Source organism: Oceanobacillus iheyensis HTE831, from assembly GCF_000011245.1.
GTDB lineage: Bacteria > Bacillota > Bacilli > Bacillales > Amphibacillaceae > Oceanobacillus > Oceanobacillus iheyensis.
Window position 1 is genome coordinate 726709 of the sequence record NC_004193.1, and the last position, 25565, is coordinate 752273.

Below are 25565 nucleotides of genomic sequence, written 5' to 3' on the forward strand. Positions count from 1 at the left end.
ACTAGTAAAAGAAAAGTCCTTTTCTAGAAGCGCTCTAATGCCCAAAAATCTAGAAAAATACTAGGGAATTGGTGAATAGAAGCGCTCTAATAACCAAGTATCTTATAAAAAGTGTGTGCTGGTTCTTTGCAATAATAGCTCTTGGTTTTCTTTCAATTTGCTATATTTTACGATTGGTTATGTTGAGCTTGATTTACAACCTTTCACTACGAACAAAAATCAGCTTTTCTAAATTATAATAAATTTCACTATTGATTATTTTAATGTTATCAGTTAGAATATTATAAAGTTAATTTTTTAAAAATTTAATATAGTTAGACTTATCAAGAGAGATGGAGGGATTGGCCCGATGAAGTCTCAGCAACCAGCCTAGATAAGGTATGGTGCTAATTCCAATAGGCTTACAAGCCTTAAAGATAAGAAGAGCTATGTATTTTAACCCTTCTTCTTACTTTTAGAAGAGGGGTTTTTTGATTTTTAGAATAGGAGGAGATTATTATGAAGCGGAGTTTACAAAGACGTTTGCAAGAAGGCACGGTAATAGCAGGAGAAGGGTATTTATTTGAATTAGAGAGGAGGGGGTACTTACAGGCAGGTTCGTTTGTACCAGAAGTAGCCCTTGAAAATCCGGATGCGTTAAAACAGACGTATCGTGATTTTATGAACGCTGGTTCGGATGTTGTATTAGCATTTACATATAATGCACATCGAGAGAAAATGCGTATTATTGGTAAGGAACAATTACTAGAACCGTTGAACAGAAGTGCTATTCGTTTAGCGAAAGAAGTAGCCAAAGAACATCCACAGGAAGAAGCATTAGTTGCAGGAAATATTTCTAATACAAATATCTTTGACCCTAATGATGAATCAAGCAAACATAAAGTGAGAGAGATGTTTGCCGAAATGGCACAGTGGAGTAAAGAAGAAGACGTTGATTTTATAAATGGGGAAACGTTCTATTATCATGAAGAGGCAGAGATTGCTTTGGAAGAAATATTGAAAAAAGACTTGCCAGCTGTCATCACACTAGGATTAATGGGAGAGAACATCTTAAGAGATTGCTATACAGTAGAAGAATCGTGTAAGATATTATCGGAAAAAGGAGCCCTTGTTGTTGGCATGAATTGTTTCCGAGGTCCAGATACAATGCAGCCTTATATCGCAAAAATTAGACAGCATGTAGACGGTTATGTAGGTGCATTACCTATTCCATATCGTACATCAAATGAGCATCCGACTTTTTTCAATTTACCTGATGGTGGGTGTAGCTGTCATCTCCCTACTGAGACCACTTTTCCAACTGCATTAGATCCACTGTACCATAACCGTTATGAACTGGCAGCATGGGCTAAAGAAGCAAAAGAAATCGGTGTTAATTATATCGGATTATGCTGTGGGGCTTCTCCAGCTATGCTAAGAGCTGTTGCAGAGTCTGTTGGGAAAGAGACCGTTAATTCTCCTTATTCTCCTGACATGGAGAAACATTTCTTGTTTGGTAAGGATAAAAGTTTAAAAGAGCATAACGTAGGTTATCGATTCAAGGCATAATATCGTCATTTCTCTGGAGGATTTATTAGCGTATTGGAAAAATCAAAGAGGTTGATGGGTGTGGCAATTATGAGGGAGACAGATAAATCCTCTAACTTGAACGTGAAAAGAAGAGAAACATAAGAATTTAAGGCGTGTAATCATTATATGATGAACTGGAATAATGGAAAATTCATACGCGATCTTCTACGGGTGGTTGTCAGTCTCCTCATCCCTTTTTCCTCCCGTAGAGTTTTACGTATATCTTCCATTTTCCTTTCATTTTTTTGAAATAAATCTTGCTGCTCCGTATAAAAAGTTAAACCTCACTGTTGTGTCCTAAATCTTAGTGATTTTCTACTTCATATGTTCCTGCCTCTATTTCGGATTGCAATGAATATAGATAATTTTTTAACTCTAAATCCTGGATACTTTCAATATCATTCCATTTAAAATTTAATGGCTCTTCATCGATTAACATGGCAAGCCAGGTATCCCCATTACTTCGGTAAGTAGCAATTAATTTGTACTTTGAAGTGTAGGGAGGAATCTTAAATGACATTACTCATCATTCCTCGCTAATTTAGTTGTTTATATATTCTTATATCGGTATATATTGAAGGATATCAACTAGCTTGAATAAATAATTAGGTAATTACACCTAACTATTTATTCAGGAATGATTATATTTTAATGGGAATGATGTGTTTTACTGTCTACATAGGACCCCATTCAATGAGAACTCCTATTATTAAAGCTATAATTGCAATTACTAGCCATATAAGAAATAGAGGGAATACCCATTTTAGCCATTTTGTATAAGGTACTTTAGCTACAGCAAGACTAGCCATAAGAATTCCTGACGTAGGAAAGATTAAATTAGTGAGTCCATCCCCAAATTGATAAGATTGAACAGCAACTTGTCTAGTTACCCCAATCATGTCAGCTAATGGAGATAGAAGTGGCATTGCTATCATTGCTTGTCCGCTACCTGAATTGACTAAAAAGTTAAGCAATGAATTCGAAATAAACATACCAATAGCAGAAAATACTGGTAATAAATTTTCAAGAGGTACGGATAATGCATATACAATCGTATCAATAACCATTGCTTCTTCTAATACAACAATTACTGATCTCGCTAAACCTACTACTAGTGCTCCATAAACAAGATTTCTAGCTCCATGTAAAAATGTTTCAGCTATAGTATTATAATGCATTCCTGCAATAATCCCAGAACCAAGTGAGATAAATATAAAGAATGCAGACATATGATTTATTGTCCACTCTAGTTGAATCGATCCGTATACGAAAAAGCCTAGACTAAGCGTTACAAAACCTAATAATAACTTATGCCTTGTAGTAAAAGGAGCATTTAAACTGTCCATCTCATCGTCTGCTTCATATGTTCCTATTAAACTCATCTCTTTATTTTGCATGATTTTCTCTGCATACCGCCACGTGTAAGCAATTGTTATTGTTAGCATCAAGATAAATATAATTATTCGAAATAATGCTCCGGAAAATAGCGGTAGCCCCGCAATATCTTGTGCTATACCAACAGTATAAGGATTTAAAAATCCAACACTAAATCCTACGAAATTAGCTCCAAACGTTATAGCGATAGCAACAATTGGATCAAGCTTTAATGCTCTCGCAATAATGACGCCAACCATTACAAAAGCAATTACAGCATTTGCTACTGCACCGACAGCTCCAACGAGTGCAAAGATAGTGGATACAGTTGCAATTAGCCAAAATTCATTTCCACGAGTAAGTCTTACAGCTTGATTAATCACACCCCGTAAGGCTCCAGAACGTTCAATGATTTCAAACATTCCACCAGTAAACAATATTAAGAATATAATGTCTGCAGAAGATACCATACCAGTTTGTATCGCGTTGAAAAAATCTAGAAAACCTAATGAATTTCCATCAGTCGACTGATAAGTTCCAGGAATAACCTTTTCGACACCATCAACACTTTCTCGATCAAAAGTACCTGATGGAATAATAAATGTCGCAATATAAGCTGCTAGCAATACTAAAAACAGGATAACATACGTATCAGGCATCACCCATCTAGAATGTTTTCTTTGTTGTGAAATATCTTTTTTGTCCTCCATATCCTACCTCCTACGTAAATATTTAAAGACTAAAATCAGAAAAATACATAAATATAGTTTTCAATTATATCGTATTGATCACTATTTTCAATAAAAGACAGACAATATAAGTCAAATGACCCAAGTAGGTAGGAGGGTTAGATCCAAAGGTTGATTTTTAACAATAAGTGTTCATCTAATCTATAGGGGGAGAGATAGGATTACTCAAGTAAAATTAGTTAATTCGGTCATCCTGTAGTGAATAATTAACCTGTTCTGTGGAATGGTAAAAGAAAAATACTAGATGTTTGGGGGTATCGCGTTGAAAAGATCTATACTATCTAAGTTAAAAAATCAGCAATTAGATAAAAAACGTGCTACTTCTATACAGCGGCCTGCAAAAACGGAATTATCGATATCAAGTAAGTTAAGTACAAACCTTCAAAATATAAAGCAATCTATCGGTAATCCAGACGATTTAAATTTACGTAATATCAAAGTCGGTAAGATGAATACAAACTGTGGTATTGCCTATATTTCCGGAATAACCGATGAAACACTTATTAATAATAATATTATCCAAAACCTTCAACAAAATTTAAAAGATGTTGAAGTCGATCTAATAGAGAACATTAAGTTAGAGGTAATATCCATAACTTCAATTGAAGAAACGGAGAATATGGATAAGATTATTGATTATATCTTAGATGGACAAACTGTATTTTTTATTGATGGTGAAAAGATGGCTTTAGTCATCGGTTCTTCTGGTGGTAAGGAACGCTCTGTGGAACAGCCTCAATCAGAAACATTAATTCATGGTCCACGAGACGGGTTTATCGAAAATCTAGAGGTGAATTTATCTTTAATTCGAAGAGATTTAAGAGATCCGAAATTGCGTTATAAAAGCTTTGAGATCGGATCGAGATCAAAACAAAAGGTCGTGCTTTGTTATATAGAGGATTTAATTAATCCTGATATTTTAGAGGAAGTAATACGAAGAATTCAATCTATAGATACGGAATATGTAACGGATTCTGCACAAATTGAACAATGGATCGAGGATAGTTCCCTATCACCTTTTCCTCAAATGATTAGCTCAGAAAGACCAGATAAAGCATCATTTGAAATGTTACATGGGAAATTTGTAATTTTAGTAGATGGTACTCCTTTTTGTATCATTGGCCCAATTGTTCTGAATGATATTGTGAAATCAATGGAAGATTATAACCAACGTTGGATAATGGCATCTTTGTTGCGTGTATTGCGATTTATTGCATGTATCATTGCATTATTTTTGCCAGGAATTTATATTGCTTTGGTATCATTTCATCCTGGTATGCTGCCTACATCTTTAGTATTTTCTATTGCGGCTAGTAGAGAAGGTATGCCTTTTAATGCAGCTGTTGAAGTGTTATTAATGGCTATGGTGTTTGAGATGCTTCAAGAAGCTGCTATACGGCTGCCAAAAGTAATTGGCCAAACTATTAGTATAGTTGGAGGTTTAGTAATTGGGGAATCAGCTGTAAATGCAGGAATTGCGAGTCCGATTATCGTTATTGTGACAGCATTAACAGCTATTGCAAGTTTTTGTGTTCCCTATTATAGTGTAGCAATTAGTTTTCGCGCAATACGATTTGGTGTAATGTTCGCCTCTGCAGTACTCGGACTTTACGGGCTGATTCTATCTTTAATTGTAATGGTTATTCATATTACAAACCTAAAAAGTTTTGGTGTACCATACAGTGTTCCGTTAATGCCGATGATGAAAAAAGATATATCCGATATTATTATCCGTGCGCCAATTACTATTTTAACAAAGCGTGATAACTTTTTGCAGAACTTAAATCAACCGAAAAAAGGTCGGAAAAATTAATGAGAACAGTAAATTATACGGATGGAAAAATTTCAAATGTAACCATTGGTGTTTCGGTTTTGAGTATGGTTGTTGCAGTGGGGATCTTAACCTATCCACGTTTGTTAGCGAGTAAGACTGAGGCAGCGGACGGATGGGTAACGTTACTTACTGCAGGAATCTTATCCATTATGATTACATGGGTGATTGCAAATATAGCGTCTAAATTTCCTAATCAATCATTTTTAGATTATGCATCTTTTTTGCTAAGTCGACCTGTAGCAATTGCTATATCGGTTCTTTATATTATCGTTTGCTGGTTTATAGTAGGGTATGAATTAGCATTTATTGCAGATATATCACAACATTATCTTTTTGATCGCACACCAACAGAAGTGGTTGTATTAGCATTTCTATTAGTTATTGTTTATGCAGTGTCGGGTAGTAGAAATGCAATGTTTCGTATGTGTTTTGGGTTTATGGCCTTTTCTATTATTGCAACAATTGTGTTAGTCTTCATGTCATTGCCATTCGGTGATTTTGATCATCTTCTACCGGTTTTTACTACGGATTGGAAGACGTATATAAAAGAGCTTCCCAACGGGATTTTGTCATATACAGGTGGATTTATCTTATTATTTTATATGAAATTAAATAGAGATCCCAAAAAGGGCCCTAAAAGTGCAGCCATAGGTGTCTCAGTTGTAGTGATATTATATGTATCAATATATCTGGCTTGTATTGCTGTATTAGGAAATGTTACGACAGCTAATACTATCTATCCATTAGTGGAGCTTGCCAACACCATTCATTCAGCAGGATTTCTAGATCGAATTGAATCTTTATATTATGTTATATGGATTACTACCATATTTCTCACTTGTATTCTTGCTTATGATGTTAGCGTGATGATAATTACCGATTTATTTCCGAAAGCGAATAAAAAATATATAACGTTTGGAATTTGCCCGATTATTTTTTCTTTATCTATATTACCGGCTAATTATTATCAACTTGGGTTATATGCCTCTATTGTAGGCTACTCATCCATTATCCTTACAGTACTAACGATAATGACTTTAAATATGATGTATTTTTTCAAACGTAAGAAAAAACAGGAGATAAAACAATGAAAAAGTTTCTAGGTAGCATTTTAATTAGTTCTCTTCTTCTTTTAGCAGGTTGCTGGGACAGCTTAGAGTTGGAGGAAAGAGCTTTTGTATCGGGAATTGCGATTGATCTCACTAACGATAATACCAATAACATATTAAATGTAACCGAACAAATAGTGGTACCTAGTGGACTGATTATATTACCAGCTTCTAGTGGTTCCGGCAAAGGGTATCGAAATATTGTGGAACAGGGGAGAACGATTTATGAAGTAGGCGATATCATTGAAAGACAAGAGGATAGAAAATTAGATGGTAGTCATATTGAGGTTGTTGTTATTTCTGACGAAGTCGTAAAAGACGAGTTTGAATTAGCAGATGTAGTGGATATATTCATGCGTGAAAAACGGATGAATAGAGAAGTTATTTTATCGATAGCGGAAGGGTCTGCTGGTGAATTACTAAACATAGAGCCACAAGATGTAAAAATGCCTTCTCAATATTTAACGCAGCTCATTGTTGGGAATTATCGTTTAGTTGGAGGAGATCCACAACGATTTGGAAATATGCAACAATATTTTTTACGAAAGAGAAGTTTTACCTTGCCATTATTAACTACAAAAGGGTCTTCAACTGGTGTTGAATTAGATGGTCTAGCTGTTTTTAGTGGGGAAAATTCAAAAATGGTTGGGGCTTTAAAAAATGAAAATGTAGATGGTTATATGCTTATACAACCGATGTATAACGGCGCTATTACAGCTGAATATGATGGATCCTTTGCAACTTTTCATATTCCAGATGGGACAACAAAGATAAAATTAAAAAATAAAGACCCTGAAAATCTTCACTTTGAGTTTGAAACTTCTTTAGATGCTGAATTAGTGGAAACCTTTTATTCAGAAGATTTTTTTGCTCATAAAAACATGAAAAAATTGGAAGATTCATTAAAAAAAAGAGTGGAGAGCCTAATAACAGGCACAATAGAACAAGTTAGAGATGAGTACGAAACTGATATCCTAGGACTTGGTGAACATCTGAAGACTAAGGAGCCGAAGATTTGGAAGCAAGTTGAAAAGAATTGGGACTACGGAGAAAATTATTTCAAAGATGTGGAAATAACCTTATCAGTAAATATTGATATAAGAGAGACAGGAAATTCAGTGGATACGGATTAGGAGGTAGTTTCTTGATGGATTTTATTAGCGAAAGGTTAAATAATATTGCATTAATTTGCTTAGTATTATCGTTTATAGTTCCAATAACTATAAATTATCTTAATTCTAAATACCATCAAATAACCGACCCAAAATGGAAAAAAGAAGAAGATCAGCAATCAAAATCAAAAGATCAGTAATTTTTCGTATAAATTAGCTGGTTAAGGAAGGAAATATATAGGATATGGTAGATATAATTATTTTAATACTGCTTTGTATCGTAATTTTAGGATCCATAGTTATGCTGTTAAGTTGGCGTAAAATAATGAAAAAGATGACAAAAAAGTATGGTTCTATTATTATGTCTGATCAATATCAAGAAAATCTAATTGAAATGATGGCTGGATTTAAACATATGGGTATTCAAACTACCCTTGAAAATAATTTGCGTGCAGAGTTTGGTAAGATATTACACCGTCCGTTAGGATCTACAAGGCAATGGCCACACTTTGAAAGTATTACGTTTATCCCTGCTCAAGCTGCGAAATTTCCAACAGATCATGATGTATCAGTAGATATATCAGTAACAATTGGACCAAAAGCAAAAAAGCCACTGGAAATTAATGCACCGTTTATGATTAGTGGAATGGCTTATGGAATTGCGTTATCTAAGAATGTACGTCTTGCATTAATGGATGCTGCAAATAATGTTGGTATTGCTATTAATTCGGGTGAAGGTGGAATCTTAGACGAAGAGATAGATGGCGCCGATAATTACATATTGCAGTTTGGAAAGGCAAGATGGTCAAAAGAGGAAGAGTTGTTTAAGAAGGCAGAAATGATCGAACTAAAATTCGGTCAGGGTGCAATACTTGGAATGGGGGATATAATTATTCCCAGGGATTTACAAGGTCATGCTAGAAAAGTTATGGGATTAGAAGATGATGAGGATGCTGTGATTCATAATAATTTTTTTGAAAATCAAACAATGAAGGATTTAAAAGATTTAGTAGAAGAGCTTCGTCACATTAGTGGTGGTGTACCTATTGGAGCCAAAGTGGGAGCTGGAGGAAAAATAGAAGATGATATCGATGCTTTATTAGAAATTGGAGTCGATTATATAGCTGTAGATGGTGGTCAAGCAGCTACATATGGTGCTGCTCCATTATTAACAGATGATTTTGGGATTCCTACTTTACATGCTTTAATTAGAGCGGTTAATCATTTAGAAAAAATAAATAAAAAAAATGAAATCAGTCTTATCATATCTGGTGGAATGTTTACACCAGGAGAATATTTAAAGGCGTTAGCGTTAGGCGCTGATGCAGTATATCTAGGTTCTGTGATGTTATTTACAGTAGCTCATAAACAAGTATTAGATGCAGTACCTTTTGAACCGCCTACTCAAGTGGTGTGGAGTGATGGCAAGTATAGAGATAAATTTGTACGAGAAGAAGGCGCAAAAAATGCTACCAATTTTCTAAAGTCAACTATTGAAGAGTTAGAAGTCGCTATTCGTGCAATGGGTAAGACAAAATTATCAGAAGTGACGAAGGAAGATTTGGTATCGTATGAGAAAAATACGGCACAAGCAGTCGGAATTCCATTTACTACACTTCCATATTCAGAAGGTAAAGTACAGGAAACTTCTCTAAAAGAAGAAAAGAAAACAGATCCCCTAATAGAATTGTAATAAAAGCTTTCTCCGCACTTAAGCAGAGAAAGCTTTTATTTATTTAATTGTTCTTTTTGCTAAATTTTAAATACAAAGCTATCCCCGATGCCATTTCTTTATATTACTCTGGAAAATAGCTCTGCCTTAAATAATTACTTTGGAAAGCGAATTCTCTAATATAATACTGTTTTAAATCTTTTTAACTCTATTCATTTCATATTAATCCGCTAAAATGATATACATTTTGAATACCTTCCTCCTTTTATATTTAAAAATTCAGATTATATATTACAATATACGCAAAAATTGTGTTTTTGAATGTTTTCCTATCATGAAATTTAAAAACATGAATTAACTGTTCTTAAGCGATTTATATTAGATTCAAAGGTTGTTTAATAGAAATCTCCTGACTTATTTTTAAAGTGATTGTTTCCACTTTTGTGAACTGGAATGCTAGTTTTGGTAAAAACAGAAATTTAAGAATTCCTGTAGTTATACATTCATATGCATAGAATACAAGCTTGTAAATTTCAGGAGAACTATTAACCATTTGAAAACATTTTCAAAAGGGGGGTATTTTGGTGACAAAGTTTCAACTATTTATGGAAAAGTATTTCATGCCAGTGGCAGGAAAACTTGCAGAGCAACGGCATCTAAAGGCAATCCGTGATGGAATTATAGCAGTTATGCCATTATTGATTATCGGAAGTATTTTTTTAATTATTTCTTCACCACCAATTAAATCGTGGGCTGAGTTTATGTCACAATATGCTGCAACATTGAGTATTCCAGTGAATGCAACATTCGGGTTATTAGGTTTGGTCGCTGTATTTTCCATTGCTTATAGCTTGGCCCAGAGTTATAAAATGGATGGATTGTCTGCAGGTGTACTTGCTATATCGGCATTTTTTGTAGCTACACCATTAACGGAAGATGGGAATATACCATTGAATTTAATGGGCAGTGAAGGTCTATTTATTGCGATTGTTTTAGCTATTTTCACGGTAGAAGTATTTCGGTTTTTCGATCGAAGGAAATTAGTAATAAGAATGCCTGATACCGTCCCTCCATCTGTATGGAGAGCATTTACTGCATTAATACCTGGTGCAGTTATTATTTCTATTGTATTTGGCATAGATGTATTACTAGCGCATTGGTGGGAGCTATCTTTGCATGATATTGTTGCGACGGTTTTAAGGCAACCATTAGAAATGCTTGGTGCTAGTTTTTGGGGTGCAATGGTAGCCATTATATTAATTCATTTATTATGGGCATTTGGAATTCATGGTATATCGGTTGTTGCAAGTGTTATGGCCCCGATTTGGTATAGTCTAACTGAACAAAATGTAGCTGCTCATCAAGCAGGTGAAGAATTGCCTCATATTATTGGCCAACCTTTTATGGCTATTTGGTGGGCGGTCGGTGGATCTGGGATGGTTTTAGCCTTAACACTACTATTTTTGTTATTCTCAAAATCAAGACACTTGAAAAATGTAGGGAAAGGATCAATTGGTGCAAGCCTTTTTAATATTAGTGAACCGACGATATTTGGAGCTCCTGTGGTAATGAATCCGATATTAATGGTTCCTTTTATTCTCGCTCCTTTGACAGTTGGAATTATTACTTACGTTTCAATGGCTATAGGACTGGTAGGCAAACCATATGTAATCGTACCATGGACCACTCCAGCACCATTTTCTGGTCTACTTACGACAGGGGAATTCAGTGGACTTATTTTAATGATTGTAAATATAATCGTAGCAATGTTAATCTATTATCCTTTCTTTAAGATGTATGATCGACAGTTATTAAAAGAAGAAGTAAAAGGTGAATGAGTAGGAACATGTATTTTATGATTTATGATATTGACGATAATATATCGCACCGCTATAATTAACTTCATAATAGGAAGTGCGGAAGGAGAATTAATAAAGATGAATTCAATTAGATTACGTTCCCCAAAGAATTTGAACAAGTAACTGAATATGTTCAAGCTCTACCTGTGTTTTTTAGGAGAGTAAATGGGAGTAGTCTGTCTTTTACAAAATGTATTCATCTTATAATAGATTCTCAATTATTGAGGAGACAGCTGATTATTAAGCTGTCTTTTTATCTATCGTTATTTATTCTCCTATACACAAAAACACAGGTAGAGTACCTGTGTTTTTGTGTATAGGAGGATAAATATGTATATGTTATTATTCTTTTGATCATTACGAGCTTGTCTTAATTAACCATTTAATCAAGCTCGTATCGATGAACTAGCTATCGATACGAAGTAAATTTATTTCGGAGGTAGCTATCAATGGAAAGAATTAGTTTTGAATTAGAAAATATTGAATTAACTTATTTAGATAAAGAAATTTTAAAAATTGACCGTTTAGCCATCCATCAATTTGATCGTATTGGTATTGTCGGAAAGAATGGATCGGGAAAAAGCAGCTTATTAAAGTTACTTGCTGGAAAAATCAAACCAAATAAAGGCATTGTGCACCAACACGCAAGTTATGCCTATTTCGAACAAATGGAAGCCCCTGATTTACATTTAACCGGAAATGAAGATCCTGCTTTGCTAGGAAAATTGCATGTTCCCTCTCAATTAGATTCCATAAGTGGAGGGGAGCAAACTCGTTTGAAATTAACACAACTTTTATCAGAGTATCGTGAAGCTTTATTTATTGATGAGCCAACGACGCATCTAGATCAAGACGGAGTGGCATTTATACAATCTGAACTGGAATATTATTATGGTGCACTAGTATTAGTAAGTCATGATCGTACTTTACTAGATCAATTAGTATCGACCATTTGGGAAATTCATGATGGCAGTGTTTTTGTTTATGCAGGTAATTATACGGAATACGAAAAACAGAAACAGCTTGAGTTCGAGCAACAACAAGAAGCTCATTATCAATATGTAAAGGAAAAGTCTCGTTTAGAAAAAGCTGCTGATCAAAAGCGTTCAAAGGCAACTAAAATGATGAAAGGTGATAAAGCAAATGTTCGGGCAAAAGAAGGGGTTAATCGGATGTTTGCAACAAAGTCAAAAGATGCTACGCAAAAAGCGATGCAAAAAAGTGCTAAAGCTATTGAAAAACGAATAGATCAATTAGAGGAAGTTAGAGCTCCTGAATCAAGCAACCCAATAAACTTCTATAAGTCAAAAGCACTGGACTTGCACAATAAATTTCCGATTATAGGTGACCAATTAACGTTACAAGCAGGAGATAAAGTCTTATTGGAAGAAGCAAGATTTCAATTTCCGCTTGGTGAAAATATAGCAATTACCGGTGGGAATGGAGTAGGAAAAAGTTCATTACTTCAGCACATTGTACAACGCGGGCATGCTTTGGACATTTCGCCTAAAGTTACATTTGGCTATTTTCAACAGCTAGGTTATCAGAGAGAGATTAATGAGACTGTGCTGGAATTTTTGCAAAAACGAACAGAATATGAGGAAGGATTTTTAAGAAGTGTACTTCATTCTATGTATTTCTCTGGAAATGACTTAAGAAAAAAGTTGAATCAACTAAGTGGAGGAGAATCAATACGACTCCAATTAAGCTATTTATTTCTAGGGAAATTTCATATTTTAATACTGGATGAACCAACAAATTTCTTAGATATTCCTACCATCCAGGCTCTTGAGAATTTCTTTCATGCATACCCTGGGACGATTGTATTTGTTTCGCATGACCAAACATTTATTAATCAGGTTGCAACTAAGCAATTTGTGATTCAAAACAAGAAGTTATATGAAGTATAATAGAAACTAAAATGCGATAGGTTGAAATTTATGAAAATTATACTCCAAAATAATTTTTCAACCAAGACAGAGCTTTATATGATGAAAATAGTTAACCGATTGTTGTTCAACAAGTGTGAATCGCTTAAACGTATCATTTATGAAATTGAACAAGATATAGAAGCAACAAATAACCGAAAAGTTTAAACGTACCCCACAAAGAGGCTGCGACATAACAAAAAATTTGGTCAAAAGACGGATGAAAGCCAGAATATGGCGTAAGAAATATACGGAGATTCTTTTGAAATTGTATATTTCTAAAAGCGAGTTTCAAAAGCAAATCATCCAGATTTATCTTTTGCATGAATAATTATGTTCCGGTCTCTTTGTGCTTTTGGTAATGGCTAGATTTAAGCTTTAAGGAGATAAAGGAAAACTGTCCTTCTCTGGGGAGGGCTACTCCTATGAGCTGAAAATGCCGTATGGAAGAGGAACAATAGAATGGGAATGGGATACGACATAAAAGAGAAAGCATAAGCGAATTTTTTGGATAAGTTAGCGCTGGGGGGTCGATTTAGTAAAGCAGTTTAAAGTAGAAAAACATTCTATTTAGTATCCACTTTTTGGATAGCCATGAAATTGGAAAACACAACAAGAATTACACCATGAGGAGAGAAGCATATGAAAAAATGGATAATCGGAATTATGATAGTGTTAACTATAGGGATTGTAATGGTTAAAGTGAATACTCCTGAGGCAACGTTTGCACACGTTTTACCGGACGGATTGAATGATTCAACAGAAATAAATGAAATTACGATTTATGAGATTAAACCCTCTGGAGAGCCACGTGAAATTGTTCTATCTGATAAACAAAATATTAATAAATTACTCCAGGCATCAAAAAATATGAAATTGAAAAAGACAGATGAATTTACCCATAGCGGTTATCTACTTCTATTAAGTGATGAAGATCAAACTTATACGATTACAGTAAATGATGAAGGAATCTTGGATATGGATACACATGATAATCATTATGCAATTAAAGGGGAAAATGACTTATTAAAAATAATTAACTCCTTTGACGATAAATGGAAGCCAGTACAAGAAGAAAAATTATAAAGTAAGTCAAAACGTAAATACTAACATCAATAGAGAGATTCTCTTTCGTAATCTTATTTATAACTGTTAAACTGCAGTCTATGCTATAGTTAAAATGAAATTTGAGATGGAAGCAATAGGAGAAAAAAATGCTATTAATTATAGATAACTACGATTCTTTTACATATAACCTTGTACATTATTTGGAGAAACTTTCGATTGAGTTAATGGTAATTAAAAATGACCAAATTACTATTAAGGAAATCGCTGAGTTAGATCCTGATTATATATTATTATCACCGGGACCGCATAATCCGGATCAAGCAGGGATTACCTTAGACGTGATTACGTTTTTTCATGATAAAATACCAATTTTAGGAGTTTGTCTTGGACATCAGGCAATTGGACAAGCATTTGGTGCGAATATTATAAAAACCACCCCAATGCATGGAAAACGGTCAACTATATCTCATGATGTTAAAACGGTATTTAAGGACATACCCTCTCCTTATTTAGTAACACGGTATCACTCATTAGTGATTGAACGAACTTCATTACCCGAAGAGTTAGTGATTACATCTGTATCAGAAGACGGAGAGATAATGGGAGTTCGACATACCACATTCCCAATAGAGGGTGTGCAATTTCATCCAGAGTCTATTTGGACAGAATATGGTGAAATATTACTTCATAATTTCCTTACTCATTATGCTAATTACAAGGAGCGCAGAAACGATGCAACAAGAAGGAAAATTGATATTTGATTTTGCATTTGATGAACAGAAAAAGAAAAGATTAGTTTTTTCAGATCCCGTTGATATGATTGTCGCTAATGCGAAATCTGAAGTAATCTTTGCTATGGAAAAAATCGAAGCCTATATACATCAAGGATATTATGCAGGTGGGTATATCTCTTATGAAGCAGGAGAAGGTTTTGATGCTAATCTGAAAACATCGGATGACTTTGAGCTTCCGTTAATTATGATGGGGATCTATAAAGAACCTTTAAATATAGTAGATGAACTGGAGTACCCGCGATTATCCCAGCGATTCGATTGGGAGATGTCTACTTCTAAAGAAAAATATCTAAAACAAGTATCATCTATCAAAAACTCTATAGCACAAGGTGATACATATCAAGTTAACTATACCGTACGTTTACATTCAGGTGATGAGGTTAGTGATCATGATATATATGAAAAATTAAGTAAAGCTCAACAAGCAAATTATTGCGCTCACTTACAGCTAGGTAGATATAGTATTGTATCAGCATCTCCAGAGTTGTTTTTTCAATTAAAGAATGGAAAGTTACTAACGAAACCAATGAAAGGTACAATGAAACGTGGCAAAACTGCTGAAGAGGATATTCGGAATAAGCAATTACTAACGGAATCGGTAAAAGATCAAGCTGAAAATTTAATGATTGTAGATTTATTACGAAACGATATCTCTAAAATTGCTAAAAAAGGTACTGTAACTGTACCAAAACTATTTAATATTGAGAGTTATCCTACTGTATTTCAAATGACATCTACAGTTACTGCAGAAATTGAAGAAAACATCCGGATAATAGATATATTTAAAGCATTATTTCCATGTGGGTCGATAACAGGTGCGCCAAAGCAAAGTACAATGCAAATTATTCAAAAACTTGAAAACACCCCGAGAGAAGTTTATTGCGGAAGTATTGGATATATTACACCGAATCAAGAGGCGCTTTTTAATGTAGCGATACGTACTGCAGTGATTGATACGGAACAAAACACAATTTCTTACGGTGTTGGTGGAGGTATTACTTGGGACTCTGTTCCAGAGGCTGAATATGAAGAGGCTTGGGCGAAGGCAGAAATACTCAAATCTTTAAATGAGACAGATATTGAGTTGCTAGAGACAATGAAATATGAGAATGGGAACTTTTATTTAATAAGTAATCACTTAAATCGATTAAAAAAATCCGCTGAATATTTTAACTACTCCCTATCTATAAAAGAAATAAAACAAAAATTATATGAGTATGCGGAAGAAAACTTTAATCAACATCAAGTGTATAGAGTTCGATTATTAGTCAATAAACGCGGAGAAATTAAAATTAATTCCACACCTATTTCATTGATAAATGAAAAAACAAATTACCGATTTCAACTTGCTGTAAGTCCAATAGATAAGAATAACCCATATTACTATCATAAGACGACCTTTCGTAAGATGTATGAAAAATTTCGAGAAGAATTAGGAAATGCGTTTGATATTTTACTCTGGAATGATAAAGAAGAGTTAACGGAATTTACAATGGGAAATCTTGTTGTAAAAGTGGAAGAAGAATATTGGACTCCTCCCGTAAAGTCTGGATTACTTGCTGGCACTTTTCGTCAACAACTAATTGAACAGAAGAAAATAAAGGAAAGAATCATATCTAAGTCGGAATTAGAAAGTGTTGACGAAGTTTGGTTTATAAATAGTGTACGAGGTTGGGTGCAGATGTTTCAACAGTAAAAATTCGGGTACACTACTCATAGGTCTTGAAGGATTACCTTTAATAATGAAAGGATGAGTTAAACATGAGTAAACACATTGCAGTATTAGTTACAGATATGGTGGAAGAAATCGAATTAACTGATCCAGTTAAAGCTTATAAAGAAGCAGGCCATACGGTAGACATTATTAGTAATGAAGGAAATAAAACGATTAATGGTAAAAATGGAGATAAAATTGAAGCAGACAAAGGTATTAACGATGTAGACCCATCTGCTTATGACGCATTATTAGTACCAGGTGGATTCTCTCCAGACTTACTTCGCATTGATCCGAAAAATGGAGAATTTGCAAAAGCATTTATGAAAGACAATAAACCAGTGTTCGCGATTTGTCACGGTCCTCAATTCTTAGTGGAAACGGACTTGCTCAAAGGTAAAACATTAACTAGCTTTGTTTCTGTGAGAAAAGACCTTGAAAACGCAGGTGCCACAGTTAAAGATGAAGAAGTAGTCGTAGATGGTAATCTTGTAACAAGCAGAACACCGGATGATTTACCAGCATTCAACCGCGAATCACTAAAATTGCTTGAAAAATAAACTTCAATAACAGGAAAAGGGGCTGGTAACATCCACCCCTTTTTCTTTTTGGTCATTTATTGCCCGATTGTTACTTTATTTATTTTTTTCTTTACGATTCTGATCTCTGTCCACATCAACGATGATGGCAGAACTTGATTTAGATTGTTTTGTTTGGTTTAAATCATTTGTCGAAGCTCGCATGAACGACCAAGCTAACAGTATCATGATAAATATGACAGGAAAACCAGCAACAATACTGGCGGTTTGTAGTGTTTCAAGTCCGCCAATAAACATAAGTGTCATAGGTAAAATCATTAACGTGAATGCCCAGAACAAACGATGCCATCTTAATGGCTCACCTTTTGTTACTTGTTTTTGTGCTACAGCAGCAAGAATATAAGAGGCTGAGTCAAATGTTGTAGCTAAGAAAACAATTGCTAGAACAGTAAATATTGGGATTACTAACCAAGCTAGTGGCAATTGATCAAGGATAGCAATAATCGTTGCTGGTGCACTATATTCATTAATGTAACCAATAACGTCGAATGATCCGGAAAGCTGTAGGTATAAGCCATAATTACCAAGAATTCCAAAGAACAATACACAACCTAACGTTCCATAAATTAATGTCCCGAGAATCATCTCTTTAATGGTTCTACCACGAGAAATTCTCGCTACGAATAAACCGACAAATGGAGCGTAAACAAGCCACCAGGCCCAGTAAAAGACGGTCCAACTTTCAGGGAAATTAGTACCTTCAACTCCTGGGACATTTGCTTTTGGTTCTAGCCATGTAGCCATAGAGAAGAAGTTATTAACGATTACTCCTAAGCTTGTAAATGTCATTTCACTAAGGAAAAGCGTCGGTCCAAAAATAAACACAAAAGCGAGAATGAAAATAGCTAGCCACAAGTTTAAGTCACTTAGTCTTTTGATTCCTTTATTAATCCCTGAAAACGAACTAATTGCAAAAATAACGGTACATATAATCATGATAATTGCTTGTAAAGGAAGGGTTACAGGAATTCCCGTTAAATGATTAATTCCTTCTGCAATCATTGGCGTACCTAAGGCTAGCGTCGTTCCAGCACCGCCTAGAAGACCGAAGATAAATAAAATATCAATAATTACCCCTAGAGGGCCGTCAGCATATTTACCAATTACAGGTCTTGAAGCTTCACTAATTTTCAATACAGGTTTTTTACGAACATAATAGAAATATGCGATAGGTAAAGCGGGTAATGTGTATAATGCCCAGGCTATTGGTCCCCAGTGGAAAATACCATAGGATGCCGCCCAATTGATTGCTTCTTCTGATTCGGGAGTAATTCCAAATGGTGGGCCCTGATAATAGAATGCCCACTCAATCATTGCCCAGTAAAGAATACTAGAACCTATACCTGCAGAGAAAAGCATCGCTGCCCAGGAAAAGGTACCAAACTCTTTTTTTACGTCTCTTCCACCTAGTTTAATCCTGCCATTTCTACTGAAAGCAACGAATAAGATAAATATCAAAGCACTCAATCCTAAGATGAGATACAAGATACCAAAGTTACCTGTTACAAATCGGTTTGCAGAATTTATTACTTCTGAGCCAGCTTTCGGAAATAAAATTAACGGAATTACCACAGTGAGTAATATAAGTAATGCTCCTATAAATGTTGGCCAATCTATTAAACGTTTGTTCATCATTTACCTCGTTTCTATGGTTTCATTATTTTTCTTTTACTCGACACACATCATCCACTGATTTGTGCTTCACTAAATTACAAAACATTATTTACGATACCAAAAAGCAAATTTTTTAACAAATGGCAAAAATAAGGGTAATTACAGCTGAATCGAAAAATGTCATTATTTGTCGGAATATATATGGGTATTTCCTAATATTTCTTTTAAAAGCTTTAATTTGCTAATATTTTCAAGAAAAATTATTGATTAGGCTTACATTAGAGATTAAATAGAAGCGGATTTTTTATAGCCATTTTCTTTTTTTGTTAGTTTTGATACAAATTCCGATTTTTATGAGTCAAATTATTTTTATTTTGTATTAATATCAATGGAAGTGGAAGTATTTGGGTTCTCATAGTAAAAACGGGATACCTAGTTATAAATTAGAAAATTATCACATGTTAAAACGTTCCATATATTTTATTTTTCCGTTATGCTAGATACAGATGCTTATCTGAAGATCATAAAAATAGTAAATAGGAGGTTTGCATGATGAAAAAGGTGTTTGAATGTTTGATGGAAAAGCAAGAAATAAAACAAACATTAGAATTTATTCATCAAGATGAGAACCAAACATTAAAGGAGCAAATTCAATTAACGGAAATACCAGCACCTCCTTTTAAAGAACAAGAACGGGCTGTACAATTTCAAGAAATGTTAATTCAATATGGACTTGAACATGTACATATCGATGAAGAAGGAAATGTTTTTGGGATAAGAAAAGGGGCAGGTAATGGCCCAAAACTAGTGATTTCTGCACATTTAGATACAGTATTCCCTGAAGGTACAGATACGACTGTAAGTGAAAAAGAAGGTAAATACTTCGCTCCAGGAATCGGCGATGATACAAGAGGACTGGCTGAAGTACTTTCGCTTGTTAGAGCATTAACTCAAAGTAATGTAGATACAGTTGGAGATATTATAATTGGCGGGACAGTTGGTGAAGAAGGAGCAGGAGATTTAAGAGGAATAAAAGCATACTTTGATAAAAATAATGCAGATGGATATATTTCTATTGATGGACCGAATATGGATGTGATTACGTATCTTGGAACAGGTAGTTATCGCTACACGATTACGTATACAGGTCCCGGAGGTCATAGTTTTGCAGACTTTGGAAATCCAAGTGCGACACATGCTCTAGGTAGAGCGATTGCAGAAATATCAAATATCGAAACGACATCTGATCCGAAAACAACCTTTTCTGTAGGTCCAATCACTGGTGGTTCTTCTGTAAATGCAATATCGGAAACAGCTTCTATGCAAGTTGATTTACGTTCCAATTCTAAAATAGAACTTGATCGCTTAGACGAAAAGTTCCAAGAAGTTGTAAAAGAGGCTTGTGAAGCCGAAAATCGTCGTTGGGATAGCAATGCATTAACATTAGATATACATCGATTTGGCAATAGACCCCCTGCTAAACAAAGTGAAGATCTACCGATTGTTAGTGCCCTGCAAGAGGCAATTGCTGCTGTAGGAGAATCACCAGTCTTAGCTGGACCCAGTAGTACAGATGCTAATTATCCAATGAGTTTAGGAATTCCTTCGATTACTTCTGGTACTGGTGGACAAGCTGGTGGGGCACATACATTACAGGAATGGTATAACCCTAAAGATGGCTATTTAGCAGTACAGAAAAATTTCTTACTTATTCTTGGACTTGTAGGTATTAAAGATGAAATCCAACCCATTTTAACAATACGTTCATAAGTCAATTTAGTAACTAAGATAGTTGGTATAATATCCGAATAAATTCTTCAACTAGTTAAAATCCCCGTTTTAATCTTATTCAGATTAAAACGGGGATTTTATTATCTATTCAACTAACTTTAAGAGGGAAAAGAACTATATTTCTCTTTAAACGAATAGTACTAGATGAATTGAAGTAGGTTAAATACTAGCAAATCTAAGCGCTCTGCTCATAATAGTAGGAACGACAGAGGCATGATTTTCATCAGGTGCTATATAAAGTTTACAGTCATGATTATAATGCTGAAAGAGTTGTTGTAGATGCTTTGCATCCTCTACCATAAATCCTTCTTTTTCTCCGACATATAATTGTCTTCGTATTGTACACTCTTCTTGTTCATGTAATGCTTTTTCTATAGATTTATTCAGTTCATGGTCGTTCCACCAAATAGAAGGACTACAAGCTAAATACGTTTCAAATAGGCTTGGAGAATGAACACTTGTGTATAGCGTAAAGTATCCACCGAGCGAATGACCAAATAACGTTCGTTTTTCTGGATCTATAAAGAACTTTTTATTTATTTCGGTAAGTAATTCGTGTTCTATAAAATTCAAAAACTGGTCAGCACCGCCAAAGTGGTCTGGTATTTTTCCTTTCATTCTATCGGGAAAAACAACTTGGTCTGAAGATGCAGTGAAATCTCGAAAACGTTTATTCCTTCTATCTTCCTCTTGATGAGCGATTCCGATAACGATACTTGGTTGCACCTCTGTTTTGGTATGACGAATATGTTGTAGGCGAACAACGTCAGCCGCTAATTGAAAATGAGAGCTGCCATCCAATACAAAAATAGCGGGGAATCCATTCTCAGGAACAGGGCAGTCTGGTGTATATATTTTTATATTGTACGTATCATCTACAAATCTAGAGTATAAAGAGATTTTATTTTCCATAATGTTCGTTTCGCTCATTATTAATCTCCTTCTTAATTTGACATTCATAGCCAAAGCAAACAGGACTATTTGTTTGAGGATCTTTGAGAATCCTTGCTTCAATTTGAAAAACTTTTTGTAACACAGAAGGGTGTATGATTTCATCTGGGCTACCAATTTGAACAATTTCTCCATCCTTCATAGCGATAATATTGTCTGAAAATCTAGCTGCATGATTGATATCATGCAACACCATAACTACGGTGCACTGTTTTTCTAGGTTTAATTGTTTTACAATTTGTAGCACTTCTAGTTGGTGGGCCATATCCAAATACGTAGTTGGTTCATCAAGTAATAGTATATTTGTTTCTTGTGCTAGCGTCATTGCTAGCCATACTCGTTGGCGCTGCCCACCGGATAATTGTGCTATTTCATCATTTCGGTATTCGATCGTTTTTGTAACTTCCATGGCCCATTCGATCATTGATTGATCCTGTTTTGTTAATGTATTTTTGTTTTTACGATGTGGGTACCGTCCATAAGAAATTAATTCCTCTACCTTTATCGCTCCTGGAGCTGAAGGTGATTGAGATAGTATTGCCAACTTTTTGGCTATCTCTTTTGTAGAAAGGCTCTTCATATTTTGGTCATATAAAAGGATGTCGCCAAATTTTTGTTTTAAAACTCTACCAATTGTTTTCAAAAGTGTAGATTTCCCACAACCGTTAGGTCCAATTATCGTTGTTATCTTGCCTTCTTCGATTTCAAGTGAAAGGTCCGAAATAATCGTTTTCTTACTATACCCAGTAGTTACTTGATCAATTTGAATTGTGTTTTTTGACATAACATATCATCCTTCCTTATTCCGAATGAGAAGATAGAGGAAATAAGGTATCCCAATAATCGAAATAACAATTCCAACTGGTAATTCAGATGGAGAAAAAATTGTTTTTGCTATGAAATCAGAAAGTACGACTAGAGTAGCTCCAATCAAGGCACTTACCGGTATAACATAGCGGTGTTTAATTCCTATAAGTTGTCTGGCAATATGTGGGGCCATCAATCCAATAAATCCAATGCTTCCAGAGACCGAAACACATGCACTGATCAATCCCACACTCGAATAAAGGAGAAGTCTTTTTTCTTTTTCCGTTTGTATGCCAATACTTATCATTTGGTCTTCTTGTAACTGGAAATAATCGAGAATTGGAGCTTTTCGATAGATAACAAATCCTAATATTAATAACCAAGGAAGGGAAGACCAAATGTAAATCCAATTTGCATTATAGATACTACCTGTTGTCCATATTGCTGCCATCTCATAGTCTTCTGGTGACAGCTTTAAAGAGATATACATCGATAAAGCGCCTAAACCACTATTTAACGCAATACCAGTTAAGATTAATCGTTGCATGTCCATTTGTTGGTTTTTAGTAGCAAAGAACAGTATGAATATCGCGGTGATAATTCCTCCTACAAATCCGAATATCGGTAATAACATGATAGATACCCAGCCATTTAAAGAGAGGGAGGAAAACATTACTTGGAAAAAATACATAAATGAAATTACCCCTACACCAGCACCTGCATTTATACCAAGAATACCAGGGTCGGCTAATTCATTTTTAGTGATTCCTTGTAAAACTACACCCGCAATCCCGAGTCCTGCTCCTGTAATAATTGCTAGAACAATACGAGGCATTCGGAAATCAAAAATGACTAGTTCATGCATTTCATTTTCTCCGATACCGACAAGTACTCGAATTAAATCCATAATCTTCATATCGAATTCCCCATTTGTTAGATGAAGATAAGAAGATATTAAAATAAATAGTAATAATACAAGTTGAATAATAATAAATCTAGTTGTTTGTTTAGGCACTTTTCACACTCCCTTTACTCCAAATTAAGTAGAGGAAAAATGGTACTCCAATAATCGCGGTGACTACTCCAATTGGAGTTTCATATGGGAAGTTAATTAATCTGCTAATTACATCACATAAAGCTAAAAAGCATCCTCCAATAATCGCGGCACAAGGTATGATATAGCGATAGTCGACACCAACTAAAAAGCGGGTAATGTGAGGAATGATTAATCCTACAAAACCGATTCTACCTACCAGAGCAACGGATACACCAGTTAAGATGACAACGGTAAGCATTGAAGCAATTTTCATCAAAAGTGTCTTCTGTCCTAACCCTATGGCAACTTCTTCACCTAGAGAACTGATGGTAATTCCTTTCGCTAGTGAATAGGCTAGAATAATTCCTATAATGCCTATTGGTGCTGATAGTAGAAGTAATGTTGGATCAACTAAGTGAATTTTGGAGTTATACCATAATGTAATTGTTTGTGATACTTGAAAGTGCATTGCAATGGATGTTGCGACGCTACCTAAGAATGTTCCAATTATTGTTCCGATAATCGCTAGTCTTACAGGTGATAAACCATCACGAATAATCGATCCAAATCCAAAAACAAGCCCAGCACCAATGGCTGAACCAATCATCGATATTATAATTAACGAAGCATTAGATATATTTGGTAAGAAGATAATCGCTAATGTAACTAAAAATGCAGACCCGTCATTTACACCCATGATAGAAGGGGATGCCAAGTAATTTCTGGTTATACCTTGCATAATAGCACCAGCAACTGCTAGAAATGCTCCCACAAGTAATGCTGCGACAAACCGAGGGATACGAGAAGTCCAGATAATTTGATGGTCTACATTACTTTCATTGAAATGAAATATAGCCTGATAGATTTCTTCTATTGTAATATCTTTTGTTCCAATGATAACAGAACTAACCATAACTATTACGATAAAAAAAGGAGAGGATGCTAGTATGAATACCGGCATCCATGTGTTTTTTTTCCTCATCATTTATTACTCCGCATATAATTCGTTTAATGCTTCAAGAAAATGTACTTTAGACCAAGCAGTACCACCTTGAGCAAGTGGTTCAACTGTATTCACGTGAATGTTATCATCTTTTGCAGCCGTAGTGCTTTGGAAGATTGGATCTTCGATTAACTCATCTAATGCTTCAGGTGATTCTGCGTTTTCTGAAGTATCGAATTGTAAAAATACCGTGTCTGGATCGATCTCTGCTAAAGTCTCCATGGACAATTCAGCTTGAGCTTCTGTATTTTTAATCACCTCAGGAACTTCTATTCCTAAGTCTTTATATAGTACTGGGTTTAAATAAACATCTTCCGGGTAAACAAACATAGAGCCACTTCTTACACGGATAATAAGAACATCTTTATCAGCCATTTCACCAGAAATTTGAGAAGAAAGACCTTCTGCATCTTGTTTATAATTGTCAATAATTGTTTGTGCTTCCGCTTCTTTATTGGTTAATTGTCCCATTAATAATAGGTTATCTTCCCAATCTGAAGAAATATGAGAATATGGTAATGTAGTTTGAATCTTACTTAGTTTTTCTGCAACCGGTTCTTGAAATTTAGATGAACCTAAAATCACATCAGGTTCTAACGTAGCAATTACTTCATGATTCGGTTCTCTTTTATCTCCGATTAAAGTAGGATCTTCAAAATCTTCCGCTAAATAACTTGGTACTTCATTAGCTATCGCTAATACACCAGTTGGTTGTACACCTAGCATAGCAGCATCTTCCATGGACTCTAAGCTAGCGGTTACAATGGAATCTACTTCGGATGGTATTTCATACTCTTTATCTAAATATGTAACAGACTGACTATCAGAAGTTTCTTCTTCATTTGTATCAGTATTATCGGTTGCATCAGCATTTTCGTCTTGCCCGCATCCGTATAGTATTCCTATTAGTAAAGCGAGTAATAATAATGAATATAACTTTTTCAATTTGAATTCCCCTCTCTGTTAATTATTTACATTATAA

22 protein-coding genes and 1 riboswitch are annotated in these 25565 nt (G+C 34.8%); of the genes, 14 read left to right on the top strand and 8 right to left on the bottom strand.

Annotated features, from left to right (window positions below; all coding sequences use genetic code 11):
* Positions 1-317: 317 nt before the first annotated feature.
* A riboswitch (SAM riboswitch) is annotated at positions 318-423 on the top strand.
* A 75-nt stretch (positions 424-498) separates the two neighbouring features.
* Complete coding sequence (locus OB_RS03765) at positions 499-1548, top strand: homocysteine S-methyltransferase family protein (RefSeq protein ID WP_011065099.1); 1050 nt, start codon at positions 499-501, stop codon at positions 1546-1548.
* Positions 1549-1873: 325 nt separating this feature from the next.
* Here OB_RS03765 and OB_RS03770 read toward each other — a convergent pair whose 3' ends face one another.
* Both OB_RS03770 and OB_RS03775 read right to left on the bottom strand, forming a co-directional pair.
* Positions 1874-2089, bottom strand: coding sequence for a hypothetical protein (locus OB_RS03770; protein WP_011065100.1), 216 nt, complete (start codon positions 2087-2089; stop codon positions 1874-1876).
* A gap of 154 nt (positions 2090-2243) precedes the next feature.
* Positions 2244-3653, bottom strand: a complete 1410-nt coding sequence (locus tag OB_RS03775; protein WP_011065101.1) for a YfcC family protein — start codon at positions 3651-3653, stop codon at positions 2244-2246.
* 301 nt (positions 3654-3954) lie between these two features.
* Here OB_RS03775 and OB_RS03780 point away from each other — a divergent pair, with 301 nt between their 5' ends.
* The 12 genes from OB_RS03780 (at position 3955) to OB_RS03825 (ending at position 17342) form a co-directional block, all read left to right on the top strand.
* A complete protein-coding gene (locus OB_RS03780; protein ID WP_011065102.1) occupies positions 3955-5505 on the top strand; it encodes a spore germination protein in 1551 nt (516 codons plus the stop codon).
* A complete protein-coding gene (locus OB_RS03785; protein ID WP_011065103.1) occupies positions 5505-6617 on the top strand; it encodes a GerAB/ArcD/ProY family transporter in 1113 nt (370 codons plus the stop codon). Before OB_RS03780 ends, OB_RS03785 begins: the two co-directional genes overlap by 1 nt.
* Positions 6614-7768 (top strand): Ger(x)C family spore germination protein, encoded by a 1155-nt coding sequence (locus OB_RS03790; protein ID WP_011065104.1) that lies wholly within the window; start codon positions 6614-6616, stop codon positions 7766-7768. Before OB_RS03785 ends, OB_RS03790 begins: the two co-directional genes overlap by 4 nt.
* Positions 7769-7779: 11 nt before the next feature.
* A complete protein-coding gene (locus tag OB_RS18355) occupies positions 7780-7947 on the top strand; it encodes a hypothetical protein (RefSeq protein WP_160162342.1) in 168 nt (55 codons plus the stop codon).
* A 44-nt stretch (positions 7948-7991) separates the two neighbouring features.
* The gene (locus OB_RS03795) at positions 7992-9440 is read left to right on the top strand and encodes an FMN-binding glutamate synthase family protein (protein WP_011065105.1); all 1449 of its coding nucleotides are present in this window, start codon (positions 7992-7994) and stop codon (positions 9438-9440) included.
* Positions 9441-10024: 584 nt separating this feature from the next.
* A complete protein-coding gene (gene celB, locus OB_RS03800; protein WP_041544456.1) occupies positions 10025-11257 on the top strand; it encodes a PTS cellobiose transporter subunit IIC in 1233 nt (410 codons plus the stop codon).
* Positions 11258-11727: 470 nt separating this feature from the next.
* A complete protein-coding gene (locus OB_RS03805) occupies positions 11728-13188 on the top strand; it encodes an Msr family ABC-F type ribosomal protection protein (protein WP_011065107.1) in 1461 nt (486 codons plus the stop codon).
* A 30-nt stretch (positions 13189-13218) separates the two neighbouring features.
* Positions 13219-13374: a hypothetical protein gene (locus OB_RS18360; protein ID WP_160162343.1), complete on the top strand. Its 156-nt coding sequence runs from the start codon at positions 13219-13221 to the stop codon at positions 13372-13374.
* A 474-nt stretch (positions 13375-13848) separates the two neighbouring features.
* The gene (locus tag OB_RS03810; RefSeq protein WP_011065108.1) at positions 13849-14292 is read left to right on the top strand and encodes a hypothetical protein; all 444 of its coding nucleotides are present in this window, start codon (positions 13849-13851) and stop codon (positions 14290-14292) included.
* A 128-nt stretch (positions 14293-14420) separates the two neighbouring features.
* On the top strand, positions 14421-15035 hold the full coding sequence (locus OB_RS03815) for an anthranilate synthase component II (RefSeq protein WP_011065109.1): 615 nt from the start codon (positions 14421-14423) through the stop codon (positions 15033-15035).
* Complete coding sequence (gene pabB / locus OB_RS03820) at positions 15007-16764, top strand: aminodeoxychorismate synthase component I (protein WP_011065110.1); 1758 nt, start codon at positions 15007-15009, stop codon at positions 16762-16764. Before OB_RS03815 ends, pabB begins: the two co-directional genes overlap by 29 nt.
* Positions 16765-16829: 65 nt before the next feature.
* A complete protein-coding gene (locus OB_RS03825) occupies positions 16830-17342 on the top strand; it encodes a type 1 glutamine amidotransferase domain-containing protein (protein WP_011065111.1) in 513 nt (170 codons plus the stop codon).
* A gap of 75 nt (positions 17343-17417) precedes the next feature.
* Here the strand turns inward: OB_RS03825 and OB_RS03830 are convergent, their stop codons facing one another.
* On the bottom strand, positions 17418-19013 hold the full coding sequence (locus OB_RS03830; RefSeq protein WP_041544085.1) for a BCCT family transporter: 1596 nt from the start codon (positions 19011-19013) through the stop codon (positions 17418-17420).
* Between the two features lie 531 nt (positions 19014-19544).
* Between OB_RS03830 and OB_RS03835 the strand changes: the two genes are divergently transcribed.
* Positions 19545-20765, top strand: coding sequence for a M20/M25/M40 family metallo-hydrolase (locus OB_RS03835; RefSeq protein ID WP_011065113.1), 1221 nt, complete (start codon positions 19545-19547; stop codon positions 20763-20765).
* 180 nt (positions 20766-20945) lie between these two features.
* Here the strand turns inward: OB_RS03835 and OB_RS03840 are convergent, their stop codons facing one another.
* The 5 genes from OB_RS03840 to OB_RS03860 are packed head-to-tail and all read right to left on the bottom strand — an operon-like array spanning position 20946 to position 25528.
* Positions 20946-21716 carry an alpha/beta hydrolase gene (locus OB_RS03840; protein ID WP_041544087.1) on the bottom strand — a complete coding sequence of 257 codons (771 nt, stop codon included), beginning with the start codon at positions 21714-21716 and terminating at the stop codon, positions 20946-20948.
* The gene (locus OB_RS03845; RefSeq protein WP_011065115.1) at positions 21688-22521 is read right to left on the bottom strand and encodes an ABC transporter ATP-binding protein; all 834 of its coding nucleotides are present in this window, start codon (positions 22519-22521) and stop codon (positions 21688-21690) included. Before OB_RS03845 ends, OB_RS03840 begins: the two co-directional genes overlap by 29 nt.
* A gap of 6 nt (positions 22522-22527) precedes the next feature.
* The gene (locus OB_RS03850) at positions 22528-23559 is read right to left on the bottom strand and encodes a FecCD family ABC transporter permease (RefSeq protein WP_011065116.1); all 1032 of its coding nucleotides are present in this window, start codon (positions 23557-23559) and stop codon (positions 22528-22530) included.
* The gene (locus OB_RS03855) at positions 23552-24562 is read right to left on the bottom strand and encodes a FecCD family ABC transporter permease (RefSeq protein WP_041544088.1); all 1011 of its coding nucleotides are present in this window, start codon (positions 24560-24562) and stop codon (positions 23552-23554) included. Before OB_RS03855 ends, OB_RS03850 begins: the two co-directional genes overlap by 8 nt.
* Positions 24563-24568: 6 nt before the next feature.
* Entirely contained in the window at positions 24569-25528 is a 960-nt protein-coding gene (locus OB_RS03860; protein WP_011065118.1) for an iron-hydroxamate ABC transporter substrate-binding protein, read from the bottom strand.
* Positions 25529-25565: the final 37 nt, after the last annotated feature.